Source organism: Algoriphagus sp. CAU 1675, from assembly GCF_029222925.1.
In the GTDB taxonomy this organism is placed as follows: domain Bacteria; phylum Bacteroidota; class Bacteroidia; order Cytophagales; family Cyclobacteriaceae; genus Algoriphagus.
The window spans coordinates 332,783-355,643 of record NZ_JARHUI010000001.1 but is presented as its reverse complement, the minus strand read 5'-3'; the positions used below and the strand labels follow the sequence as shown (position 1 = coordinate 355,643).

The 22,861-nt window shown below is 44.1% G+C and carries 23 protein-coding genes; 10 read left to right on the top strand and 13 right to left on the bottom strand.

Annotation, left to right across the window (positions count from 1 at the left end; translation table 11 throughout):
* Positions 1 to 350 precede the first annotated feature (350 nt).
* From gldE to mutY, 3 genes are all read right to left on the bottom strand, one after another.
* Complete coding sequence (gldE, locus tag P2G54_RS01585) at positions 351 to 1,700, bottom strand: gliding motility-associated protein GldE (RefSeq protein ID WP_275867528.1); 1,350 nt, start codon at positions 1,698 to 1,700, stop codon at positions 351 to 353.
* Positions 1,701 to 1,768: 68 nt separating this feature from the next.
* A complete protein-coding gene (gene ssb / locus P2G54_RS01580; protein WP_275867526.1) occupies positions 1,769 to 2,224 on the bottom strand; it encodes a single-stranded DNA-binding protein in 456 nt (151 codons plus the stop codon).
* 53 nt (positions 2,225 to 2,277) lie between these two features.
* Positions 2,278 to 3,342: an A/G-specific adenine glycosylase gene (mutY, locus tag P2G54_RS01575; protein WP_275867524.1), complete on the bottom strand. Its 1,065-nt coding sequence runs from the start codon at positions 3,340 to 3,342 to the stop codon at positions 2,278 to 2,280.
* A 145-nt stretch (positions 3,343 to 3,487) separates the two neighbouring features.
* Between mutY and P2G54_RS01570 the strand changes: the two genes are divergently transcribed.
* From P2G54_RS01570 to P2G54_RS01560, 3 genes are all read left to right on the top strand, one after another.
* Positions 3,488 to 3,796 carry an HU family DNA-binding protein gene (locus tag P2G54_RS01570; RefSeq protein ID WP_275867522.1) on the top strand — a complete coding sequence of 103 codons (309 nt, stop codon included), beginning with the start codon at positions 3,488 to 3,490 and terminating at the stop codon, positions 3,794 to 3,796.
* 19 nt (positions 3,797 to 3,815) lie between these two features.
* A complete protein-coding gene (locus P2G54_RS01565; RefSeq protein WP_275867520.1) occupies positions 3,816 to 4,631 on the top strand; it encodes a tetratricopeptide repeat protein in 816 nt (271 codons plus the stop codon).
* A gap of 179 nt (positions 4,632 to 4,810) precedes the next feature.
* On the top strand, positions 4,811 to 6,382 hold the full coding sequence (locus P2G54_RS01560; protein WP_275867518.1) for an Rne/Rng family ribonuclease: 1,572 nt from the start codon (positions 4,811 to 4,813) through the stop codon (positions 6,380 to 6,382).
* 36 nt (positions 6,383 to 6,418) lie between these two features.
* Here P2G54_RS01560 and P2G54_RS01555 read toward each other — a convergent pair whose 3' ends face one another.
* Both P2G54_RS01555 and P2G54_RS01550 read right to left on the bottom strand, forming a co-directional pair.
* A complete protein-coding gene (locus P2G54_RS01555) occupies positions 6,419 to 7,540 on the bottom strand; it encodes an amidohydrolase family protein (protein ID WP_275867516.1) in 1,122 nt (373 codons plus the stop codon).
* Between the two features lie 101 nt (positions 7,541 to 7,641).
* A complete protein-coding gene (locus P2G54_RS01550; protein ID WP_275867514.1) occupies positions 7,642 to 10,197 on the bottom strand; it encodes a M14 family metallopeptidase in 2,556 nt (851 codons plus the stop codon).
* Positions 10,198 to 10,291: 94 nt separating this feature from the next.
* On the opposite strand from P2G54_RS01550, the gene P2G54_RS01545 reads away from it, so the two are divergent.
* The 3 genes from P2G54_RS01545 to P2G54_RS01535 are packed head-to-tail and all read left to right on the top strand — an operon-like array spanning position 10,292 to position 10,945.
* A complete protein-coding gene (locus tag P2G54_RS01545; protein ID WP_275867512.1) occupies positions 10,292 to 10,537 on the top strand; it encodes a PLD nuclease N-terminal domain-containing protein in 246 nt (81 codons plus the stop codon).
* Positions 10,538 to 10,543: 6 nt separating this feature from the next.
* Entirely contained in the window at positions 10,544 to 10,765 is a 222-nt protein-coding gene (locus P2G54_RS01540; protein WP_275867510.1) for a PLD nuclease N-terminal domain-containing protein, read from the top strand.
* 3 nt (positions 10,766 to 10,768) lie between these two features.
* Positions 10,769 to 10,945 (top strand): PLDc N-terminal domain-containing protein, encoded by a 177-nt coding sequence (locus P2G54_RS01535; protein ID WP_275867508.1) that lies wholly within the window; start codon positions 10,769 to 10,771, stop codon positions 10,943 to 10,945.
* Here the strand turns inward: P2G54_RS01535 and P2G54_RS01530 are convergent.
* A complete protein-coding gene (locus tag P2G54_RS01530; RefSeq protein ID WP_275867506.1) occupies positions 10,939 to 11,829 on the bottom strand; it encodes a TIGR01777 family oxidoreductase in 891 nt (296 codons plus the stop codon). The genes P2G54_RS01535 and P2G54_RS01530 overlap by 7 nt on opposite strands.
* 113 nt (positions 11,830 to 11,942) lie before the next feature.
* On the opposite strand from P2G54_RS01530, the gene P2G54_RS01525 reads away from it, so the two are divergent.
* The gene (locus P2G54_RS01525; RefSeq protein WP_275867504.1) at positions 11,943 to 13,178 is read left to right on the top strand and encodes a voltage-gated chloride channel family protein; all 1,236 of its coding nucleotides are present in this window, start codon (positions 11,943 to 11,945) and stop codon (positions 13,176 to 13,178) included.
* Between the two features lie 78 nt (positions 13,179 to 13,256).
* Here P2G54_RS01525 and P2G54_RS01520 read toward each other — a convergent pair whose 3' ends face one another.
* From P2G54_RS01520 to P2G54_RS01490, 7 genes are all read right to left on the bottom strand, one after another.
* Positions 13,257 to 13,691: an Rrf2 family transcriptional regulator gene (locus tag P2G54_RS01520; protein ID WP_275867502.1), complete on the bottom strand. Its 435-nt coding sequence runs from the start codon at positions 13,689 to 13,691 to the stop codon at positions 13,257 to 13,259.
* A 112-nt stretch (positions 13,692 to 13,803) separates the two neighbouring features.
* Positions 13,804 to 14,355 carry a fasciclin domain-containing protein gene (locus P2G54_RS01515; RefSeq protein WP_275867500.1) on the bottom strand — a complete coding sequence of 184 codons (552 nt, stop codon included), beginning with the start codon at positions 14,353 to 14,355 and terminating at the stop codon, positions 13,804 to 13,806.
* 190 nt (positions 14,356 to 14,545) lie between these two features.
* A complete protein-coding gene (locus P2G54_RS01510) occupies positions 14,546 to 16,807 on the bottom strand; it encodes a TonB-dependent receptor (protein WP_275867498.1) in 2,262 nt (753 codons plus the stop codon).
* A gap of 74 nt (positions 16,808 to 16,881) precedes the next feature.
* Positions 16,882 to 17,259: a hypothetical protein gene (locus tag P2G54_RS01505; RefSeq protein WP_275867496.1), complete on the bottom strand. Its 378-nt coding sequence runs from the start codon at positions 17,257 to 17,259 to the stop codon at positions 16,882 to 16,884.
* Entirely contained in the window at positions 17,252 to 18,388 is a 1,137-nt protein-coding gene (locus tag P2G54_RS01500) for a hypothetical protein (protein ID WP_275867494.1), read from the bottom strand. Before P2G54_RS01500 ends, P2G54_RS01505 begins: the two co-directional genes overlap by 8 nt.
* Positions 18,378 to 19,130: a hemerythrin domain-containing protein gene (locus tag P2G54_RS01495; RefSeq protein ID WP_275867491.1), complete on the bottom strand. Its 753-nt coding sequence runs from the start codon at positions 19,128 to 19,130 to the stop codon at positions 18,378 to 18,380. Before P2G54_RS01495 ends, P2G54_RS01500 begins: the two co-directional genes overlap by 11 nt.
* A 97-nt stretch (positions 19,131 to 19,227) precedes the next feature.
* Complete coding sequence (locus P2G54_RS01490) at positions 19,228 to 19,647, bottom strand: 6-carboxytetrahydropterin synthase (RefSeq protein WP_275867490.1); 420 nt, start codon at positions 19,645 to 19,647, stop codon at positions 19,228 to 19,230.
* Positions 19,648 to 19,853: 206 nt separating this feature from the next.
* On the opposite strand from P2G54_RS01490, the gene P2G54_RS01485 reads away from it, so the two are divergent.
* From P2G54_RS01485 to P2G54_RS01480, 3 genes are read left to right on the top strand one after another with little or no spacing between them, the layout of a single operon-like run.
* Entirely contained in the window at positions 19,854 to 21,974 is a 2,121-nt protein-coding gene (locus tag P2G54_RS01485; protein ID WP_275867488.1) for a ribonucleoside triphosphate reductase, read from the top strand.
* Entirely contained in the window at positions 21,958 to 22,128 is a 171-nt protein-coding gene (gene nrdD, locus P2G54_RS16465; protein ID WP_345795459.1) for an anaerobic ribonucleoside-triphosphate reductase, read from the top strand. Before P2G54_RS01485 ends, nrdD begins: the two co-directional genes overlap by 17 nt.
* Positions 22,094 to 22,795, top strand: coding sequence for an anaerobic ribonucleoside-triphosphate reductase activating protein (locus P2G54_RS01480; protein WP_275867485.1), 702 nt, complete (start codon positions 22,094 to 22,096; stop codon positions 22,793 to 22,795). Before nrdD ends, P2G54_RS01480 begins: the two co-directional genes overlap by 35 nt.
* Positions 22,796 to 22,861 lie beyond the last annotated feature (66 nt).

Here is a 22,861-nt window from a genome sequence, read left to right as displayed (position 1 = left end):
CAAAAATTACAGAAAATATTTCTTTCATTAAAATTAAGGCAACAAAATGGGATATTTGATGCTTTATTTTTTATGAAAAGTCTGTTTTTTGATTTTTTATCAAAATAAAAATAGGTTTAAAACAAATGTGATTTTCAGATTATTTTCATTATAAATCGAAAAAAAGGCATCATTTATACCCTACTTTTTTATAAAAAACAGCAAAAATCAAAAAACCGGTTTTTGAGAAAATAATTTACCAATTTTAAAAAATTTTTCGAGTGTCTAAGAGCAGCTCTCAGACTTGCACATCTGAAATTATTTTAAAAACAAAATATTATTTTATAAAAAAGATGTACCTAAAAACTAAATCAATCCGTATAGCCAATTGCCCCCTCCGTTTCACCCGAAATCAGATGAACCTTTACCTTTTTGATCTTTTTTGTATCCACAGCCAAGATGGTAAACTCAAAATCCTCAAATCTGATTTTGGTGCCGTTTTTAGGCAACTTACTATTAAGCTCCAATAACAATCCTCCCAAGGACTCACTCTCTCCTTTTACTTCGTCAAAAATTTGAGAGTCCAACTCTAGTTTCTTACAAAAGTCATTCAAAGAAACCTTTCCTTCAAAAATGAAGGTATTGGGATCAATTTCCTGAAAAAACACATCCTCGGTATCGTCGAATTCATCATTGATCTCACCGATGATTTCCTCAATCAAGTCCTCCAAAGTGACAAGGCCGGAAGTCCCTCCATACTCATCCACGACAATCGCCATGTGGACCCGCTTCTGTTGAAAATCCTTTAGCAGGGTATCCACTTTTTTATTTTCCGGAACGAAATAACTCTTTCGGATCAATTCCTTCCAATTGAAGTTCTCATCCCGGTCAAGGAATGGAAGAAGATCCTTGATGTAGAGAATACCTTCAATATTGTCAATGGTTTCGTTAAATACCGGAATCCTGGAATAACCACTTTTATTGATTTTATCCATTAATTCATGAAAATCCATGTCTGTGTCCACAGCTGTGATTTCCATCCGGCTTTTCATGACCTGCTTTACGGAAAGTGTTCCAAAGTTTACAATCCCTCGAAGAATATCTTTTTCCTCTTCTGGGGCGTCTTCAGTAGTAATATCAAGTGCTTGGTTCAACTCACCTACGGAGAGAGAAAAGCCCCTTTTCTCAATATTTCTTTCGATCACATTACTGATGGCCATTAAGAAAATTGAAACCGGACTTAAGAGGGTAGAGAAAAAATTGATAACAGGGGCCATAATCAAACTAAACTCACTCTTGGCCTTATTGGCATAAACCTTTGGGACGATTTCACCAAAAAACACAATCGCAAAAGTAACACCAATAGTCTGGACCAAAATTACGATAATGCCCGTGGCATCATGACCAAAAATACTCCAGGACACAAAAGTGGTCAGGGTTACTATGGCAATGTTGATCAGATTGTTAAGAATCAAAATGGTACTCAGTAGCTTCTTGGGCGAATCCAAAAGTTTAACAACCAGATTTCCTTTGGGATCATTTTCCTCTTTGAGAAGCTCCAAGTCCTCATTGGAAAGGGAAAAAAAAGCAACCTCTGAACCTGAAACTAATGCCGAACAGATCAGAAGGGCAATAAAAAAGAGACCGTTGACAATCAGGTAGCCAAATGAAGGCTCACTTATCTGCACGAGCAAGTGTAAACTCGGGTATGGGTCGTCCATGTATTAAAACGCGATGGTTGATACAAAATTAAACAATTCCCCTGAAAATCAGACTCAGGGGAACTGAATCAGAATGGTAAATCATCATCAGAATCATCTGGACTGAAGTCCGGTTCCTTCATTGCTGCAGGGCTGGCAGCCGGTCTTGGGGCGCTTGCCCCCATACTTTGGCTAGGCTGGCCGCTTCCTTCCGGTCTTCCACCAAGCATCGTAAAATTCAACACCCGAATCCTGGTTCTTTTTCGGTTTTGACCCTGATCATCCTGCCAGGTATCAGACTTGATTTTCCCCTCCACATAGATCTGCATCCCTTTTTTTAGGTATTGCTCAGCTATTTTGGCCTGAGGACCCCAAAGCTCCAAATCATGCCATTCGGTTTGATCCACCCGGTTTCCATTTCTGTCCTTGTAGGATTCTGTAGTTGCCAAACGGAGGTTAGCCACCACATTGTCTCCTTCGAGATATTTAACTTCCGGGTCTGCCCCCAGATTTCCAAGTAAGATTACTTTATTTACTCCAGCCATAATTTATCGGTTCACTAAATATAAGGTGAAAAGCTTTCACTTGATGAAGGTAGTTAAAAGCCCTGATCGTTCAAAAAATTAACAATCAACTTTGGCTTGGCCAGGTACTCAATTTTTTCCTCCTCTAGTAACATATATCCCTTGTTTTCGCACCAGTTTTCAAGTTTTCCAAGATTCTCCTCCGGAATTTCCATTTCCGAAAAAACCGCATTCAATCGCTGATGCGACAACAGATGTCGGTAATTTTTGGGAAAAGTTTTAAGAGCAGTCTTTTCAAATGGCAGCTCCATCTCAGAATTTCCTCCCGAAGTTTCGGTGTGCGGAAAATCAAACAAGCCCTCCCAGATGTCTCCTCCACTTCTTTTTCTCCACACCCACTTCTGTCCACAACGGATGACATAATAGTGAAAGCTACGCTCCTTTACTTTTACCTTGTTGATTTTGACGGGAAGGGCCTTGACCAGGTCTTTATTATAGGCAAAGCAGGTACCTTGAAGAGGACAGGAACTGCAGTCCGGGTTGACGGGAACACACAGTCGAGCCCCAAAATCCATGATTGCCTGATTGTATTCCCCGGGTTCCTCCTCTGGAATCAAAGTATTTGCTAATTCCTCAAATTCTCTCTTTCCCTTTCCGCTGCCGATATCGGTTTCAATTCCAAAGTAACGGGCCAAAACACGAAACACATTTCCGTCGACAACGGCCCTTTTTTCTCCAAAGGCAAAACTGGCAATGGCCGCTGCCGTATAGGATCCCACCCCTTTTAAAGTAAGCAGCTTTTCATAGGTTTTCGGGAATTCTCCTCCCAAGTCAAACCAAATTGTTTTGGCACAGGAATGGAGATTTCGAGCCCGACTGTAGTAGCCGAGTCCTTGCCAAAGACGGAGAACTTCTTCTTCCGGGGCTTCAGCCAGATCCCTGACGCTGGGGTAGGCCTCCGAAAAGGCATAATAATAAGGTAAACCTTGGGCTACTCTGGTTTGCTGCAATATGATTTCCGAGAGCCAAATTTTATAGGGATCACTGATTCCTCTCCAAGGTAATTCTCTCGGATTTGCCTTATACCAGCCTAAAATATAGTGTGAAAATGTCTGATTATCAGTATTTTTTAAATGCATTGGGGATAAATTTCTTTATGCTAAATCTGGGGAAATTTTTCGTAATTGTTTTGTAATTGCGTTGCTTCTCGTACATTTGCAGTCCCAAAAACACTTGGTTAATAGGTTGTTAAGCTTATTTCGTAATTTCTAAATTAAATTCACAGTGACAAAAGCAGAAGTAATCACCAAGATTTCGGACAAAACCGGAATCCAGAAGGATGATGTTACACAAACTATCGAAGCGTTCTTCAAGGTAGTAAAAGACTCCATGGCTGAAGGAGAAAACATCTACGTGAGAGGTTTTGGCAGCTTTATCAACAAGAAGAGAGCTAAGAAAATTGCCAGAAATATTTCCAAAAATACAGCAATTGTAATCGACGAGCACTTCATCCCGGCCTTCAAACCATCCAAAGTGTTTGTCGAGAAAATTAAAAACAGTAAAAAAATCAAGGAATTGGCTCCCCAAGACTAAGTCTTGAGCGCTCTTTGACATGAAAAAATCACAGCTCATTCTCATCATTGTAGGGGTTCTTGCCATTCTGGGACTGTATGCTCTTCCAAAAGTGGTGGTAGATAATGAAGGACAGGCAGAAACGGCGGCACAAGCCACAACCGGAACTACCTCTTCTGATCCTGTAGCCATGCATGAGAATGAGCTTTCTCCTGAAAAAGAGGAAACTCTTGGAGAATTAAAACAGAGAATCAGTGAAAATCCGGAAGAATTACCGGAACTCAGCGATGAGTTGGCTGTTCTCTACCAGGAAAAGGGTAAATTTGACAGCGCGGCCTATTATATGGGCCTAGCAGCTGACCAAAGCCAAGACTTGCAACTGATGGAAAAAGCCGGTAATGCATATTACGAGGCATTCACCTTCGCATTGGATCAGGAAAAAATGGCTTATTTGGCAGAACAAACCCGTTCCTATTTAACCCAAGTGCTGGAAAACGATCCGGCACGTCTGGACTTGAAATCAAAAGTAGCGATGACCTATGTGTCCTCGGCAAATCCTATGCAGGGTATCACCATGCTCAGAGAAATTCTGGAGCAGGATCCCCAAAACGAAGATGCGCTGTTCAACATGGGAATCCTATCTATGCAATCCGGCCAGTATAAAAGGGCTTCCGAGAGATTTGAGGAGTTGATCAAGTATCATCCTGAAAATCTACAAGGGCAGTTTTATCTGGGGGTAAGCTATTTTGAAGCCAAGGAAAAAAACAAAGCGAAAGCTCAGTTTGAGATTGTCAAGACACTAACCCAGGATCCCATGATTCTGGAAAGTGTGCAAAGCTATCTCGACAGGCTATAAATAATTGTATCACTATAAATTAAAAGACTATGCCTTGCGGTAAGAAAAGAAAAAGACATAAGATCTCTACGCACAAGCGTAAGAAAAGACTTAGAAAAAACAGACATAAGAAGAAGTAATATACTTCTTCTTATTCCCGTTTTATACCCACACGTTCATTTACATATTAAGACGAGATTTTGAGTACGGAATTGTTAATTGATTCTGCTCAAAACGGGAGTCGTATAGCCCTGCTTCAGGACAAAAGCTTGGTGGAGTTGCATTCCGAAGGAATGGATAACCAGTTTAAGGTTGGGGATATTTACCTGGGAACGGTACGCAAAATAGTCAATGGGCTGAATGCAGCCTTTATTGATGTAGGCTACGAAAAGGATGCCTTTTTGCATTACCAAGACCTAGGACCAAATTTCACCAGCCTTACTAAGTTTACCAAACTGGTTCGCAACAACAACTACAGCAATTACAACCTGAAAGGCTTTGACAACGAACCTGAAATCGACAAAATTGGAAAAATCTCCAATATCCTGTCGAAAAACCAGCAAGTGCTGGTTCAGGTTGTCAAAGAGCCAATATCAACCAAAGGCCCACGATTATCCTGTGAGCTCTCTCTTCCCGGTCGCTACCTCGTACTGGTGCCTTTTTCGGATTCGGTCAACGTATCCAAAAAAATCCGCAGCAGTGACGAGCGAAAAAGACTTTTGAGACTCATCAATTCTATCAAGCCAGCCAACTTCGGTGTAATCATCCGAACAGTAGCCGAAGGTCAGTCCGTAAGTGATTTGGACAAAGACCTTAGAAATCTTCTCACTACCTGGGAAGAAGGCATGAAAAAATTGCTGAAGGCCAAAAGCCGCGACAAAATTATTGGAGAGATGAGTATGGCTTCTTCACTGGTAAGAGACCTACTCAATGAATCCTTCGACGCAATCACCGTAGAAGAAGAATCCACCTACGATCAGATCAGATCCTACATCAGGTCAATAGCCCCTGAAAAAGAAAAAATTGTAAAGCTTTACAACGGTAAAGCCAAGCTCTTTGAAAGTTTTGGAATAGAAAAACAGATCAAAAGCCTGTTTGGACAGACGGTCAGCCTCCCTCAGGGTGGCTATGTGATCATCGAGCATACCGAAGCCCTTCATGTCATTGACGTGAACAGCGGCAACAAGTCCAATCAGGAGAGTGACCAAGAATCTACAGCATTAAAAACCAACCTGGTCGCTGCCAAAGAAATCGCCAGACAACTTCGCCTCCGGGATATGGGAGGAATCATCGTAGTCGATTTTATCGACATGAAACGGGCCGAAAACAAAAAGTTCATTTACGAAGCGATGAAAGAAGAACTCAAGTCTGACAGATCGAAACACACCGTTTTGCCTCTGAGTAAATTTGGACTCATGCAAATCACAAGACAAAGGGTAAGACCGGAGGTAAATATCGTAACCAAAGAGACCTGCCCAGCCTGCAACGGTACAGGTAAAATCCAGGCTTCTATCCTGGTAGCAGACAAATTAGAAAAAGATCTGGAGCACATTGTCACTATCCAAAACGTGAACAAAATCCAAATCGGGCTGCATCCCTATCTGCATGCCTACTTTACCACAGGCTTTATCAGCCGAAGGTTAAAGTGGTTTTTCAAGTATTACAAGTGGATTAAACTGATCAAAGATTCTTCCCTGCCGGTGACGGAATACAGATTCTTAGATGAATCTGGAGAGGAAATAGAACTTAAAATAAAAAGCGAGACTGAGTAAGTCTCGCTTTTTTTATGGTCTGATTTTCAGAAAAGCCTACTCCGGAAAAATTGACGCGTCCATACCCGGCACTATGCTCAAGGCATTTTTGTAATACAGCTTTTTCAATACCTCATCCGGTAAACCCAATCCATACATGCTCCAAAAAGCATGGTATTTTTTGTAATAAGGGAAATACTCGTCTTCGGTTTCCAATACGCGGAAATAAGTGTAAAACTCCTCTTTATTGTAGGCATCCTTTCCAAACAGCACCCGGTCCTGATATTTCATAAAGAATTCCCGGGCCCGACGTGGCTGTCTTCCAAACTCCGCGATGACCGCGCCAATTCCAAAATAGACATTTGGGTACCTGTCCAAATGAGCGGAAGCTTTGTCCAAATCATTGGCCATCCAACCCATATGGGCATTGATGAAGGTAGTGTTGGGATGTTTTTCAAAAACATGGTGCTGCTCTGCAATGATCTGCTCAAATGGTGCCGGATCAGTGGCAGACCGCTGTCGGCTAGGATGTGTTTTTAATTCCAACCAACGCTCATTGTGCTCGTCCATAGGCTGCCAAAACTGGGCAGGATCGGCTGAATGGATAATTACAGGGATTCCCAGTTCCCCGGCCTTTGCCCAAACCGGATCCAAATCAGGATGGTCTACCGGAACCCGGTTGCCATGGATATCTTTCACATTCAGACCCAGACTCTTGTAAATCTTCAAGCCACTGGCACCTGCTGCCACATCTTCTTCTAACTCCTTGACAGCTATTCTTGTCCAGTTTTCATCACCAAATCCTGCAAAATTCAAATTGGTGAAAACCATAAACCTTCCCGGAGCATGAGTATTAAACTCAGAGATCATGGATTTGATATACTCCTGCTGGGAATTGCTGTCTCCCCTACCAAAACCTCTACCACTTAGATTGACCAAAACACCCATATTGAGCTCGTCCATTTCGGAAACTAATTGACCAATCTTTTCCTTATTGATTCCTCCCTGATGACTGTGGATGTCAACAAATGGGAATTTTGCCCGGGTGACAGGATTCTCTTCTACCTTGAGAGTAGAAGGCGGGTTATAATTTTCAAAACTCATCTCCTGGGCAGAAAGCCCAGAAATCAAAAAAACTGCAAATGCAGAACAAAACAGGGTTCTTGTCAATGTTTTCATGCTCAGTTAAACTGATTTGCGAGAAAAAAGGGTTATAAAATTTTATGAACGGCATATAAATCAAAATCCCGGACACTATTGCCCGGGATTTTGAAAAGTACTTAGCGGCTGGTACCGCTGTTGATCACCTGACCAAAGAAAATCGCATTCATGTAGAGCTTGTTAGTTCCAAACCAGAATGCCCTAAAATTCATATTATCTGCAAAACCAACAATTCTTCCTCTTCCTACCCCGGAAACCTGAATAACGGATCCGTTTTGAATACCCGGAAGGTTGCTTGGGTGGAGATAACCGGAAGCAAGAGGACTTTCCGTATACACCAAAGGATTGGCATATGGATTTTTGGAAGGCTCCAAGAAGAGATTGTCATTTCGGAAGGTGTGGATATCCGGATTCATATACCCATAGCCAATTGGATGAGTGATGTCCAAACGGGCATTGAAAATCGCTCCTCCGGTCACTTTTGCCCCTGTTGCATTTTCATAATCCGCATAGTTTCTCTGAAGTTTGCTGTCTTGGTTTTCCAAAGTTCTGAACTGGATATTTCCTATCTCATTCTGTCTCAACCATCTCAGCGCACCCCCTTTAGCCACTAAAGTATTCCCCTCGGAAATCCAGGTCTTCAAAGCATCTGCAGCCGGTTTCCCCAAGGAATTGTAATAGCCATCAGGCATTAATATCACATTGTACCGGTCAATTACCGAACTGCTCACCCGATCTACAGGCAATAGGGTCACAGGCATCTGGTAGCGTTGATCCAGCAAATGCCAGATTTCACCGGCTTCATAACTGTCCATTCCACCATCTACCAATAGGGCGATTTCTGGCTTTTTCAATGGAGAGATAAAAGTAGATCCCATATTGATCCCGGAAGTGTATCCGGTGCTGATGGCATGGATATCCACATGGGCAAAACGGGCGATTTCCTGAAGTTTCTGATAAAATGCCTGAGGGTCCAAACCAGATTCTCCTTCATCTATCAAAATAGTCCCTCTTGTAAATTTCTTCCCTTCCGGAGTGCTAAACTCTTCATTGGCAACCCTCACAAGGAATCCAGCCTTTAGGAGCTGATAGGCGGCCTTTGGAGCATAATAATCTGTCCATTCCATTGCATATTGGTAGGCTCCCGCATTACCCACAACTTTTCCCGGGGCAAGGGCAAAGTTGCTCTTGTTGATTTGCTCCACGCTAGCGAGGTTCAGGATTCGGCTATTCAGAGCCATGTAATCCAAGTTAAAAGCCATAGGATAAGTCCAGGCAGAAATGTCATAGAAAAGAGAATCCGCAAAGCTGGTACGGGTTTCAAACATGGCCTTGATCAATCTATACTGAGGCTGGTCAGCCGGCACGATGTAAGAATTTTCCTTTTTAAACTGACGACCGTTGACAGTAATGTCTTCCTTCAGGCTAAAAACTTTGATGTCATGCTGCAAAATCAGATCAGCCAGGTGAAAGCTTCTGGCATCATCCTCAGTGCTCCCGAAGATATAGGCTTTGTTGACATCTGCGTCCGTTTCAGTTTTGATTTCCTTGTAGAAGTCCTTCATCCACTGGTTCAATTCCTGCCTCATTTCCTTGGCAGCTTGATAGGAAGAAAGGTTGGCAGTGAATTGATTTCTAATCGTAAATGGGAAGCTCAGCATTCCATTGGCAGATTCCTGCAAATGTCCTCTTGAACTCGCCTGTTCAAACAAAATTCCAATAGAACCCTGTACGTCCGGATAGGTAGAGCCTTTTCCATAGTAGAAGTCATCGTAATTTTCTTGATTGAAGTAAAGCGAACCGATCTTATCCAAAGCCTTGGCATGGTAGCGCCCGATTTTTTCGGTCAACTCAAAGTTTTTGGTAGGAGTCAAAGGGTGCATTCTTGCTGGAACCCCCGGTTGAAAGAAAAATGTACTGTTGGTTCCCATCTCATGAAAGTCCAAATGCACATTAGGCAACCAGCTCTGGAAAACCCGTACCCGATTTCTGGATTCAGGATGCTGTACCGGCAACCAGTCACGGTTGAGGTCAAACCAATAGTGGTTGGTACGGCCTCTAGGCCAAGCCTCATTGTATTCTCTTCCATTCGGGTCACCATTGAGGTTATACGCCTTGTGGGAATTCACCCAAGAAGCAAAGCGGTTTAATCCATCAGGGTTAATGGCCGGATCCAAAAGCAAGACCATGTTTTCCAGATCAGCTTCAATTTCATTTGCAGCTGCAAAATGATATGCAGCTAATAGAGAAGCGTTGGCTCCACTAGGTTCATTTCCGTGAACGGAATAGCCCATAAACATCACTACAGGCATGGAGGCAATGTTCACCGAAGCATTGGGATCCCGAAGCTTTGCCCTTTCGGCTTTAATTTGGTCCAGTTTGGCAAGATTAGCCGGAGAGGAAATTGTCAAAAGTGTCTGTGGACGTTTTTCATAAGACCGTCCAGTTTCTTCAAATTTTACCCGATCAGAGGCTGCTGCCACAGCCTTCATGTACATGACCAATTGATCGTGAGTCACATGCCATTCACCCACCTCATAACCCAAAACCTGCTTGGGTGTAGGGACAGCCGGATTATAAGTATAGCCTTCCGGCAGATAGTAACTCAAATCCACCTGTGCGAATGCAAAACTTGCAAACAGGGACATGAGCAGTACAAGAACACTTTTCTTCATAAAGATTGATGGTTAAACTTTCGACTAAATTCTTACTTATATTTCTTAAAAAAAGCTATTTTAGAACAGTGGTAAAAATAATTGAAGAATTGATATGGATTTAATTAGTCCTAGTAGCGGATTGATTTTTTGGCAACTTTTCGGACTGATCTACATAGGTTTTTGGATTTATGCCTTGGTGGACTTGGTCCGCTCGGAATTCCGTCATGCCCACGAAAAACTGATGTGGTTACTGATCATATTGTTTGCTCCTGTGATTGGGACTTTCCTTTATCTAAGTATGGGGAGGCGAAGCAAAAGCAAAAGAAAGTTTGACCCTCAATTTTCAAAAAGAAACTAAAAGTCCATGAACATTCTTTTTATTCAGAACATAGGTGGTGGTCCATTTTTGATTTTCGGCCTTCTCTACACAGTGCTTTGGGTGTATTGCCTGGTTGACATTCTCAGGTCCAACTTCAAAGATCCCAACATGAAACTGATTTGGATCATCATCATTCTGTTTGCCCAAGTCATAGGCGCATTGGTCTATCTGGCAATAGGAAAAAGTACAAAAACAACCCTTAAGTAAGCTATGTTTGGACTAGGAATACTCGGACTTGCCATCTATGCCTATACCATCTACGAGGTGGTAACCAGCAGATTTTTCAACGAAACCGATAAAATCATCTGGATACTGATCGTCATCTTCCTGCCGGTACTGGGGACGATATTATGGTTTTTGGTGGGCAGGGGCAAAAGAATTCAATGACGAAACAAATCCTTCAGGGCGGCTTGTAATTGGGGAAATTCGAACTCAAAGCCTGCCTTTTGGATTTTGCTGCAAGACACTCTACTTCCCCCAAGGACCATTTCCGCCATTTCTCCCAAAACCAATTTCAGGGCAAATCCGGGTACACCTATCCCCAGATACGGTTTCCCTTTCTCTTTCGCAGCTAACTGAGTGAGTTTTTGATTGGTCACGGGATTGGGTGCAACGGCATTATAGACTCCCTGAAGCGTGGTTTTTTCCAAGGCAAAAACAAACATTCGAACCAAATCATCCCTGTGGATCCAACTCATCCATTGGTCACCCGAACCAAGAGGTGCTGCTACCGGTGGCTTGAGCATTTCCACCAATGCTCCCCCTTCCGTGTCCAATACAATTCCGATTCGAAACATGACGGTTCTCAAATGAAGTGCCTCTATTTTTTTCACTTCATTTTCCCAGGCTACCACTACCTGGGCCAAAAAATCTTCACCAGCTTTGGAGCTCTCTTCCATCAGGGCTGTGCCGGTATCCAATCCATAAAAACCTATCGCAGAGGCTGAAATAAAGGTACTGGGTCTGTTACTCGCTCTTTCAATTCCCTTCATCAACAAAGCCGTACTCTGTGTTCTGGATTCCAATATTTCCTTCTTTCTCTGTGCCGTCCATCTTTTTTCTGCAACCCCGGTTCCGGCTAAGTGAATGACTGCATCAGCCCATTCCATGGCTTCTGGATCTATTTCCTGTTTGTGGATATCCCAAAGGAAAGTCTTTTGGGACTGAGGACTGCGGCTTAGCCAAGCCACTTCATAGCCATTGGCCTCCAGAACCCCTGTGGCTTTTTGGCCGATCATGCCAGACCCTCCGGTGATGAGTATATTTTTCATGGGTGATATTTGTGTTGATAACCAATTTTGGCAAATTTAGTTGGGACCTAAACCCAGAATCTGCACCTAATTTCCCAAACCAAAATTCAATTTCTATTCCTAATTTGCCAAAATTGAATTTTCCAGACGTTTTGAACCTGCCTCCTTTTCTAAAATACATATTCCTTTGGCTTAGCTTGGGCCTTCTGGTTGGGGTCCTTTCGGGCAGTGCATCCGCCGTTTTTCTTCTATCCCTGGATTGGGTAACCGATTACCGGGAATCCAACCTCTGGATCATTGCCTTACTACCTGCAGCAGGTTTTTTGATTGGTTGGAGTTACTATAAAATGGGCCAAAACTCCATCAAAGGAAACAATTTACTACTCGACGAACTCTACCACTACAAAAAGCCTATTCCGCTCAGAATGACGCCCCTGGTGCTTCTGGGGACGGTTTTCACCCATTTATTCGGAGGATCAGCAGGAAGGGAAGGCACGGCTGTACAAATGGGTGGATCTCTTGCAGATCAGGCCACACAATGGCTAAAATTGAACCCTTCTGAAAGAAGATTAATCCTGATAGCAGGCGTGGCTGGGGGATTTGCCTCAGTTTTCGGCACCCCTTTGGCCGGGGCACTTTTTTCACTGGAATGGATGCATCAGCGGAATTTCAAATGGAAAACCCTATTTCCTGCATTCTGGACCGCTTTTGTAGCACATTGGGTCTGTGCTTATGCCTGGGGAGTAGGGCATACCCATTATTCAGTCACGGAAATCCCTCCACATACTTTACTCAATCTGATATGGATCATTCCTGCGGGAATAGCCTTTGGTCTTTCAGGAAAATTATTCGCAGAAACCAACCATTTTTTTTCCAGATTTTTTTCCAAGCTCATCGCCTGGCCTCCTCTGCGTCCGGTCATAGGCGGACTATTTATTGCCCTCTTTGTCTGGATTTCGGACAATACCACCTATATAGGTTTGGGAGTTCCGAGGATTTTGGAAGCCTTTGAACAGCCTCTCCCTTGGTATGACTGGCTGGCGAAAACCGGCCTGACCGGATTCACCCTTGGAGCGGGATTCAAGGGTGGAGAAGTAACCCCGCTGTTCTTTACGGGGGCGACTTTGGGCAATGCCTTGGCAACTTGGATTCCCCTGCCTTTGGCCTTATTGGCCGGAATGGGTTTTGTCGGGGTATTTTCCGGGGCCACCAATACTCCCTTGGCCTGTACGGTAATGGGAATGGAACTCTTTGGCTGGGAAGCTGGAATCTATCTTGGACTTGCCTGTTTGATAGCCTATGTAGCCAGCGGAAAATCCAGTATCTATGCTTCCCAGGATCTGGGCTGGAAGAAGAATTGGTTTTATTGAAGAATTGACATTACTATTCAGAGTTTCTGTAAAAATCTAAATGTAATTCAGGAGTAGTCTATGAAGAAGATAGACAAATTAAATTTGATTCAATTGCGTTAAACCTTTTATTACTTCCACCGCCAGATGTTTTAGGCTTTTTGAGGTAAGCATGATGTCAATTTCCTTCCGAACTTTAACCACTTCAAAATGAAGAGGACAAGGATTTTTTTCTGAACATTTTGGAAGTCCTAAGGAACATCCAGAAAATAGGTGATCTCCATCTATCAGTTTGATGACATCTTTAAGAGTTACCTTAGCATGAGATTCATCTGAGTAAAAGCCTCCATTTGGGCCTTTAACTGATCCGATAAAGTTTGCCTTGGAAAGATTTTGGAGGATTTTAGCAGTAAAGGCTTCCGGAGCGCCGATATTAGAGGCAATTTCCTTAACTCCTACTTTTCGGTCTTCGAGACTTTGTGTCCAGATGTAAATGATGGACTTTATAGCATATTTTGCGGCCTGAGAAAACATAACAGACTTATTTATCCGAAATATAGTTTCTTATTCTCGGAAATGGAAAAAGTCGGAGATCAATGGTCTCCGACTTGAATTTAGAAAATCATAAAAATTTTTGATAATCAATCTATTCTGGTAGTAATACTTGATCTACGACATGAATGATGCCATTGGAAGCTTGCACTGTTCCGACGATTTTCGCACCATTTATAGTCACCGTTCCGTCTTCAGTTACCATTACAGCTATTGATCGTCCATCGGCAGTTCCTAGACCTCTTCCATTCACAAAGTCTCCGGTCTTATACACACCTAAGAGCACGTGGTATTCAAGAATATCCCGAAGTTTTCGCTGATTTTCTGGCTTGACGAGTTCGTCCAAGGTGCCTGATGCAAGGGCATCAAAGGCGGTGTTGGTTGGCGCAAACACCGTAAACGGGCCAACATTTGTTAGTGCATCGACATAATTCGCAGCTTTTAAGGCGGTCACTAAAGTACTGTGATCGGGAGAACCTACAGCTACCTGCACTATGTTTGGATTGGAATCAGCATCCTGAACAGCCGATTGACCGGGACCTGGTGCAGCTCCACTCGTCGTGAACGCACCTTTTTGAGAATGTCCTCCACATGAGAAGAGAACCAGAGCCAAGAGTAAGCTAGGGAGATAAAACAACTTTTTCATGGTTTTTGGATTTAGGGACTACCTGACTTCAGGCTACATTTTAATTCTTGAACTCGTCATTATTTGATAAAAGTAATTCGCAAATTAAAAAAAGACAAAAGAGTCCTTTAAATAAAAAACTGATTTTGATCACTTTTAAAAACAAAGGACGGCTTCATTTGGAGCCGTCTTTTGGAAATTTGTTTTTCTTTTAAAATTTAAAACTCACCATCAGAAAGTAATTCCTTCCCGGTGCATACATCGGTGTTCTTTTTGCTCCAATTGGGCGACTCAAGTGCTCATAGTAAGTTTCATCCAAAAGGTTTTGGATTCCCCCCTTGATCAGGAGCATCTTTCTGATCGGATAGCTGGCATCCAGGTCAAGCAAGGTAAAACCGGGAGTGGTTCCTTCCCCAAAGGCCTCCGAAACTCGCTCTTGTGCTAATACATGCCTCAGGTTAAGTCCTGCCTGAAGCTTTCTATCCAAGAAATGACCTCTTACCCCATATCGAAGATCCAAAGGAGCAATCTCAGGAAGTGGAGCGGCCAAAACCAGGTCTTTTCCATAGGTATAGGCCACACCGAGCGAATGACTGAAACTGCCGCTGATTTGTTGCTTAAAATTGAGTTCGAATCCGGTCTTCATAGCTTCATCCACATTCACGTATTGACGTACTCCGGGGCTGGTGGCCAATCGGGGCTTCAAGTCGGTTTTGACCGAGGAGATGTAGTCCGTCATGTACGAACCGAAAAGTGTGAGTTCGAGGGATATTTTTTCCCGGCCATAGCCTAAGACCACATCCAGTTCATTGTTGGTTTCAGGTTTGATCTGAGGGTCGCCTACCAGTTCCCAAGGATCCATTCCTACCGCTAGGTAGTTGATGTATCGCTCCAAAAGGCTTCCGCTTCTTCGGACGCTTGCTGCCCAGATTCCCAGGCTAAATGCTTTTCCCAAATCTCGCTGTGCACCGATGCTGATTCCGGGATTGAGTTGGGAGTTTTCTACCTCGCTATGTAATTGGGTGAACTCCTCAGCAGGATTATTTGCAACCGCCTGATTCACTTCCAATCGACCAGAAGCACTGAAGACAGTTCCTCCTACAGGAATCAGGTAATTAGCGAAAAGTCCGGTTTTTCGGATCTGTGAGTCCTGCCACAGGTTGTCGTAAAATACTTTTCCTTTCATCGGCCCCATGGTCATGGTACGGGTTCGGGTACCGTCGGCTGATTCCTCTTTGAAATCCACACCGGCAAAAAGTTTTCCCTGAGTGAACTTCCATTCACCTTCACTTCGGAATCCCCAGTTTTGGGTGATGGCAGGGGTGGAGGCGTCCATCATGCGGGGTTCGCGTAGCAGATTGTCCATCAGGTGATCCACTCGGGTGAAATACACGGAGTTGGTCCACTGGGCAAGAGGTTTGCCGGAAAAAGTCCGGGTGTGCTTTAGACTTCCCATCCAGGTGTCATCGGTGCGCAAGTCCATTCCCAAAGAGGGGAAATCCACATCCCGGGCAAAGTTTCTATTGACCGATACTTGGAGCAAATCCTTTGAAGTCGCTTGGAAATCCGCATATATTCCCAAAGTTCCTCTCTTGACATTGGCAGGGACTGGATTTCCGTCCCCATCCAGGTAATCATTTCCTGTCGAGTAACTCCCTAAGACGCCGATGTCATACTTCGATCCCTGAAAACCCACTCGGGCATCATTTCTCCATACACCTCCATTGGTTTCAAACAGGGAAGAAACCCTTCCGTAGATTCCCGGAGTCGAGGTAAAATCAGGGGCTTCTTGAATGTAGTTGATCGTACCTCCTATGCCAATTCCGTAGCGTAAGGCATGTGGACCTTTGAGGATTTCTACTTCTCGGATTCGATTGAGGGCCACTTGGGAAGTAGGGGGATCCATACGGTTAGGGCAGGCAGCATTGGCAGATTGGAGGCCATTGACCACGATATTGAGCTGATCGTATTTGAATCCACGCATGACCGGATCAAAGGCAAAGCTGCTGCTTTTGCGAATCCCGGAGACTACCGGATCCAAACCGAGAATAGCCCCGGCGTCATGGTGAAGTCGCTCCTGATCGGAAATGAGAATTTTTTTATCTTTCTCTTCGGTCATTTTCAGGGCAATCACCGATACAGGCTGAAGACCGTGAAGCTGTTCTTTCTGAGAAATGCTTCCATTTTGAAGGGCTTGAGCTACTTCCAAGGGATCAAGTGACCAACTGCCATAGCTGAGATGGCTGAGGTAAAGCCAGGTCTCTTTATCCGTCAATAGGTAAATGGTGCCGCTTTCGTCTGAAATTCCTTTTTGGAAGCCATAGCGGTAAGTGACTCCGGGGATTCCTTCAAGGGTGGTTTGATCGAGGATGCGGAGGGATTGTTTTTCCTGAGCAAAGGCAGGAATGAGGGTATGAAGTACCAGGGCAAGGGCAAAAATCATCCTTGCAGCTGGCAAAATGAGCTTTTTCATGATAATGGATTTAGGAAATCAAAAAGGACTTTGTCCTGAATCGAGAGATTCCCGATTCTTTTCTGAAGAAAAAATCAGCCCTGAGGGGGATGGAAAAAATTCTTACCTAAATCCAAAGAATGTGGCATTTGATACCTTGGAATATGCACGATTTGATGATTTGCCTCGGGGATAAAGAGCAAACCTACCTCCCTACTTTTTGTCAAAAAGGTCAGGTTTAGTTCTTCCAAGGTGATTTCGGCTTCACTTTCGTTTTGGTCTTTGGCTTCAAAGAGCCGCTTGGAAAGCTCACATTTCCCGTTACATTCCATTTCAGGTTTGTCTTTGTTGACACAGTACAGTGCCGTGATTTGCTCCCTGTCCATGTAAAAGTGAACTTGAATCAGCGTGTAGCCCATTCCGTTGAGCAAGATAAGCAGGATAAGGGCAATATATAGCCAAGTTTTAGACACGGGTATGAAAAAGTGATTGGTTTTTTGAGTTCCTCTGCGTGACTTCGGTTACCCTAGAGCTTAACTTTTTTCTTTGGTTCATTTTCCAAAGGATTATTCCTGCCATCAGGATAAAATGAAGCAAAATGAGGTATCCATTTGTCACCCCAAAGATTTTGCGAAATTCAAACTGCCCAACCACGCTCATCCCAATTCTTCCTGCCAAGCTTAATTGAAATCCCAGCCAGGAAACCCACAGAATAGGATGGAAAGGAGTCTCCCGTATTCCAAAAATGGTCGGGAAAATAATCGGAGCATGGGCCCAAATCATGGAAAATGTGAATCCCAAAAAGAAGGTGTGCAGCATCAGATCATAATAGAGCGCATGGCTTTCCATTCCGAGCAAAATCAGTCCATGGAGACCTAGCCACACATATCCGACCCGAAGTCCGATTCCAATGTATCGGAATTGCCCGGGCTTTTTGGAGGCCACTTTTGCCATATCGAAAACCAGCAGCCAAGCCGAAATGAGGAGGGAGGAAAGTCCCATTATCTCATTGCCCCAAGTATGAAAAGGGATGATGAGTCCAAGAGAAAACAAGGCCAGGAGTGATTTTAAAGCATTTTTGGACCAAGACGGAACGGGTAAAAACTGGCTCAGTTCCAGTCGCTCGCCCACGATGGTGAACATTAGAAATCCAATCCACCAGGTGCTACCCGCGGCGATCAGCCCGCTTTGCCAGGCTAGAAAATTCCCCACAAACCAAGATGCGGCGCCCAAATAGAGTAAGACAGTATGGAATTTTGGATGCTTTAGAGTCTGAAGGTGCATGATCACGCTGAGACCTAAGGAACCGGCCATCAGTAAAAGTAATCCTGTTTCAGAATTTCCCATCAAAAAGGGGATGGTGGATAATCCCGTGAGCAGGGGAATAAGCAGCCAAGTTTTTTGAGACATGACCATCGCTCGCTCAATAGAAATCAGGGTGCCCAAAAAACCTCCCACCATTAACAAGCCGTGATTGGCGGCCGCCGAGGGTAGTGGGATGAGCAAGCTTCCCAACCGGATCCAGCCTCCCGAAATTCCAGTCAAAAGTCCAATCAGGACCAATGGAAGCAGAAAGTGTGGTTGTAGAAATTTACTTTTCATGGGAAATTTCATCTGTATTAGAGTCTGAGAATCCCTCAGGTTCCCGTACCCTTGGAAATAGAACCCGATGTTCCAGCGCTAAATGTTCGCTGAGATGAAGGTGAAACTCTCTTAATTGATCCATCAATTCCTTGCCTCCCTCGCCAAATTCCTCACAGATAGCATAGTGGTCAGTCAGCTGACTTATCCGGTCAAATTGTTCCTTCAACCGGTCATGTTCTTTCATCAGGAGATGGATTTTTTCTGCTATTTGGTCGAAAGGAGGTTGTCGAAACAGATCCAGCTTCTCTGGGTTTTGTGCAATTGTGTTGATATAGGGGAAAATGATCAGTTCCTCACGTTCAAGGTACAGAATCAGTTCCTCGCTTGCTTTTGAAAACAGGTCTTCTAATTGATGGAATTCATCGGATTCCTTGACTAGGTTGTTCTTGAAGTCCTGAAAGGATTGGAGGATTTCAAACCGTTTTTCCCGAATCCAGGCGTGTTGTGTCACCTCAAAATAATGGGCCAATAAGTCGGAAGGACAGGTGTGTAAATCTGCTATCTCTGGCAGCTTAGCGGCAAAAGCTTTTTTCAGTGCGTTTAAAAATTTCCCCAGGTTAAGGTGTTGGGATTCGCAGAGGTCAACCGCAGTCAGATTTCCCATCGACTCCGGGTCGATTCCATGCCCTAGGAAAAACTCCTTAGGAAGAGAGTGGAGACTCTGAATTTCCAAAATACTTTGATTGGCCAGCTGATCCATAAATAAAGGATAAAAATATCCTGTATTAGAATTAAAGGAAAGGGCGATTTAGCCCCTATTTGATTCAAATGTAAAAACAAAATTAAAAGGGACAAATTTATCCGATACTATTTTTCCAGCAAGCAAAGGAACTAGAGGTTTCATACAAAAGGAGAGAATCGAGTTGAGCGGGTGCAGAAATCAACCGCTGCAAGGTGTCTGCCATTCCTTGGAGCATCCGCTCGGCAGTAGGTTCGGAGTTCATCCATGCGATTTTACCAGCGTAGCCCTCAAAAAGTTTCCGGTTTTCCTCATTGTCCTTGAGGAGGAGTGCATGGTCAAATTGTTCAATTATTGATTTTTTGACCAGATTTTTAAAGGTTTTGAAATCTAAAATCATGTCAGTTACCGGATCTATGGGGCCGGAGATGGTAACTTCTAGCTTGTAAGTGTGTCCGTGAATTTCCAGGCAGGGACCTTCGTAGTTACTGATTCGGTGAGCGGCCTCAAATTCGAATTTTTTGGTTAGTGTGATCATCAGGTAAGATTTTTTCCAGTTTTTAAAAAAGGACAAATGTATCCTGATATTACGGTGTTTCCTAAATTTTTGACCTTCTATTTAAGACAAAAAAGTCTGATTTAGATCATTTCTATTCCTGTCAAAAGTTACCTCGGAAAATGAGAGTGTGGCCTGTTTTTTTCTCTAAAATCACCACTTCAAATCAATCACTAACTCACGCCACTATGGATCATTATGTTATTAAAAGAAATGGAGAATATGCTCTTTTTGAACCCTACAAAATAGAGGATGCCCTTAAAAAAGGGTTTCAGAGCGTTTCGGCGACGTATGATCCCAAGATTTTTGATCAAGTCCTCGAAAAACTCCAAATCAATACCACTTGGTCAGTTGAGGAAATCCAAGACATCATCGAAAAAGAGCTTTTCCAGTCGGGACACTTCCAGGTGATGCGCTCTTTTATGCTTTATCGGCATACCCGCAAGTTGCAGCGGGAGCATGTGGAAGGGCTCAACGAAGACACGACTTATGTAGACAGCACCCAGACCATCGAAGAATACATCAAGCAAACCGACTGGCGGATCAATGCCAATGCAAATACCTCCTACTCCAATGCCGGTTTGGTCAACAATGTGGCCGGGAAGATCATCGCCAACTATTGGCTGGACAAAGTGTACAGCAAAGAAGAAGGCTATGCCCATCGCAACGGGGATATTCATATTCACGATTTGGATTGCCTCACGGGCTATTGTGCCGGGTGGAGCCTGAGGGGATTGCTGAATGAAGGGTTCAACGGGGTGAGGGGTAGGGTAGAAAGTCGTCCTCCGGCACATTTTCGAGAGGCTTTGGGTCAGATGGCCAATTTTCTGGGGATTCTCCAGAGCGAGTGGGCGGGTGCGCAGGCTTTCAGTTCCTTTGATACTTACTTGGCTCCTTATGTCTTCAAAGATCAACTCAACTACAAGGAGATCGAAAAGGCTATCCGCTCTTTTGTCTACAATCTCAATGTCCCAGCTCGTTGGGGTCAGTCTCCTTTTACCAATGTGACCTTGGATTGGGTGGTGCCTGAGGACCTCAAAGATCAGATGCCGAACCGAAATGACCTGCATCTTTTCCTGGGAATCGACTCTGATTTGCTTTTGGAAAAAGCCAGGAAGCGAGGAGTAAATTCTCTGGAAGAATTGACCTATAAGCATTTTCAGCCTGAAATGCAGCTCATCAACAAGGCTTATTACACCATCATGACGGAGGGCGATGCCAATGGACAGCCCTTCACCTTCCCCATTCCCACGGTCAATATCACGGAGGACTTTGACTGGTACGGTCCCAATACGGATTTGCTTTTTGAAAACACAGCCAAAATCGGCTCCTCCTATTTTCAAAATTTCATAGGCAGTCAATACACGTATGACGAAAATGGTCAAAAGGTCGAAAATCCCCATGCCTACAAACCCAATGCGGTTCGATCCATGTGCTGTCGCTTACAGCTCGATTTGAGGGAGTTGCTCAAGCGGGGAAATGGGCTCTTCGGAAGTGCGGAGATGACCGGAAGCATTGGGGTGGTGACCCTCAATATGGCTAGATTGGGCTATTTGTATGCCGGAAACAAAGCCGGACTATATGAAAGACTGGACTACCTGATGCAGATTGCCAAATCCACCCTGGAGAAAAAGCGGGCCTTTATTCAAGAAATGTACGACCGGGGATTGTACCCGTACACCAAGCGCTACCTGAAGCATTTCCGAAACCACTTCTCCACCATCGGAGTGAATGGGTTGAATGAGATGATTCTCAATTTTACCGAAGGAAAAGAAGATATCACCGGCAACTATGGCCAAAATCTGGCGGCTGAACTCCTCGAATACATCCGTGCTCGGATGAAGGAATTTCAGGAAGAGTCAGGAAATCTCTACAATCTAGAGGCTACCCCTGCCGAAGGAACCACCTACCGCTTTGCCAAGGAGGACAAAAAACGCTTTCCTGAAATCATCCAAGCTGGGATGGAGGAAAATATCTACTACACCAACAGTAGTCAGATTCCGGTGGACTTCACCGATGATCCTTTTGAGGCGCTTATGCTTCAGGACGAACTCCAATGCAAATACACCGGTGGTACCGTGCTGCATCTCTACATGCGGGAAAAAATCTCCTCACCGGAGGCTTGTCGTAGATTGGTGAAGAAGGTGCTTGCCAATTTCAAATTGCCATACATCACGGTGACCCCGGTATTCAGCATCTGCCCTGTCCATGGATATCTCAACGGAGAGCATGAATACTGCCCGCATTGTGACGAAGACTTACTCAATTCCCTTAACCAAAAACCAATAGACTATGCAGACAAACACTGAATCTATCCAAACTCAAGCGCTACTCGAAAAGCACGAAGCCAAGCGCACCAAATGTCTCGTGTACACCCGCGTGATGGGCTATCACCGTCCCGTGGAGAGTTTCAACATCGGCAAAAAAGGTGAACACAAGCAACGTACACACTTCACCGAGTAGCCTGGAAAAGGGGAGGCCTGTCTTCAGTATCTCCCCTTTTACCTTGCTGGATTTCCCTGATCGCACGGCCTGCATCCTCTGGTTTGCCGGCTGCAACATGCGCTGTGGGTATTGCTACAATCCTGAGATTGTAAGGGGAAAAGGCAAACTGAGTTGGTCTGCTGTGCTGGACTTCTTGCTTAGCCGTCGTCGATTATTGGATGGCGTGGTGTTCAGTGGAGGGGAATGCACTATTCACCCTCAGGCGATTCCCTTTGTTCGGGAGGTGAAAAAGATGGGATTTGAAGTGAAAATCGATACCAATGGAAGCCGGCCTAAGGTGATCAGGCAGCTGATTGACGAAAACCTGCTGGACTATGTGGCCTTGGATTTTAAGGCCTTGCCGGAGAAGTATTGGCAGGTCACCCGTTCTGATTTGTTTTTGCCTTTTGAGAAAACGCTGGAAATCCTGCTTTCATCCGGAATTCGCTTTGAAGTTCGGACTACGGTTCATTCGGATCAATTGGCCGCCTCAGATCTTCAGAAAATGGAGAATTGGCTTCGAGCAAAAGGCTATTCCGGGACGTATTACCTGCAACACTTTCGGGGAGATAAGCAAATCCTCGGTGAGTTGGGAGAAAGTAAAAAGCAAGGCTTAAAAACCGAATCTGCGGTGTGGAGAAATTGAATTCGTAAAATGTAACCCAAGTCACTGTCTAAAAGGACTTTTTTATCCAGTTTTACTTTCAGAATT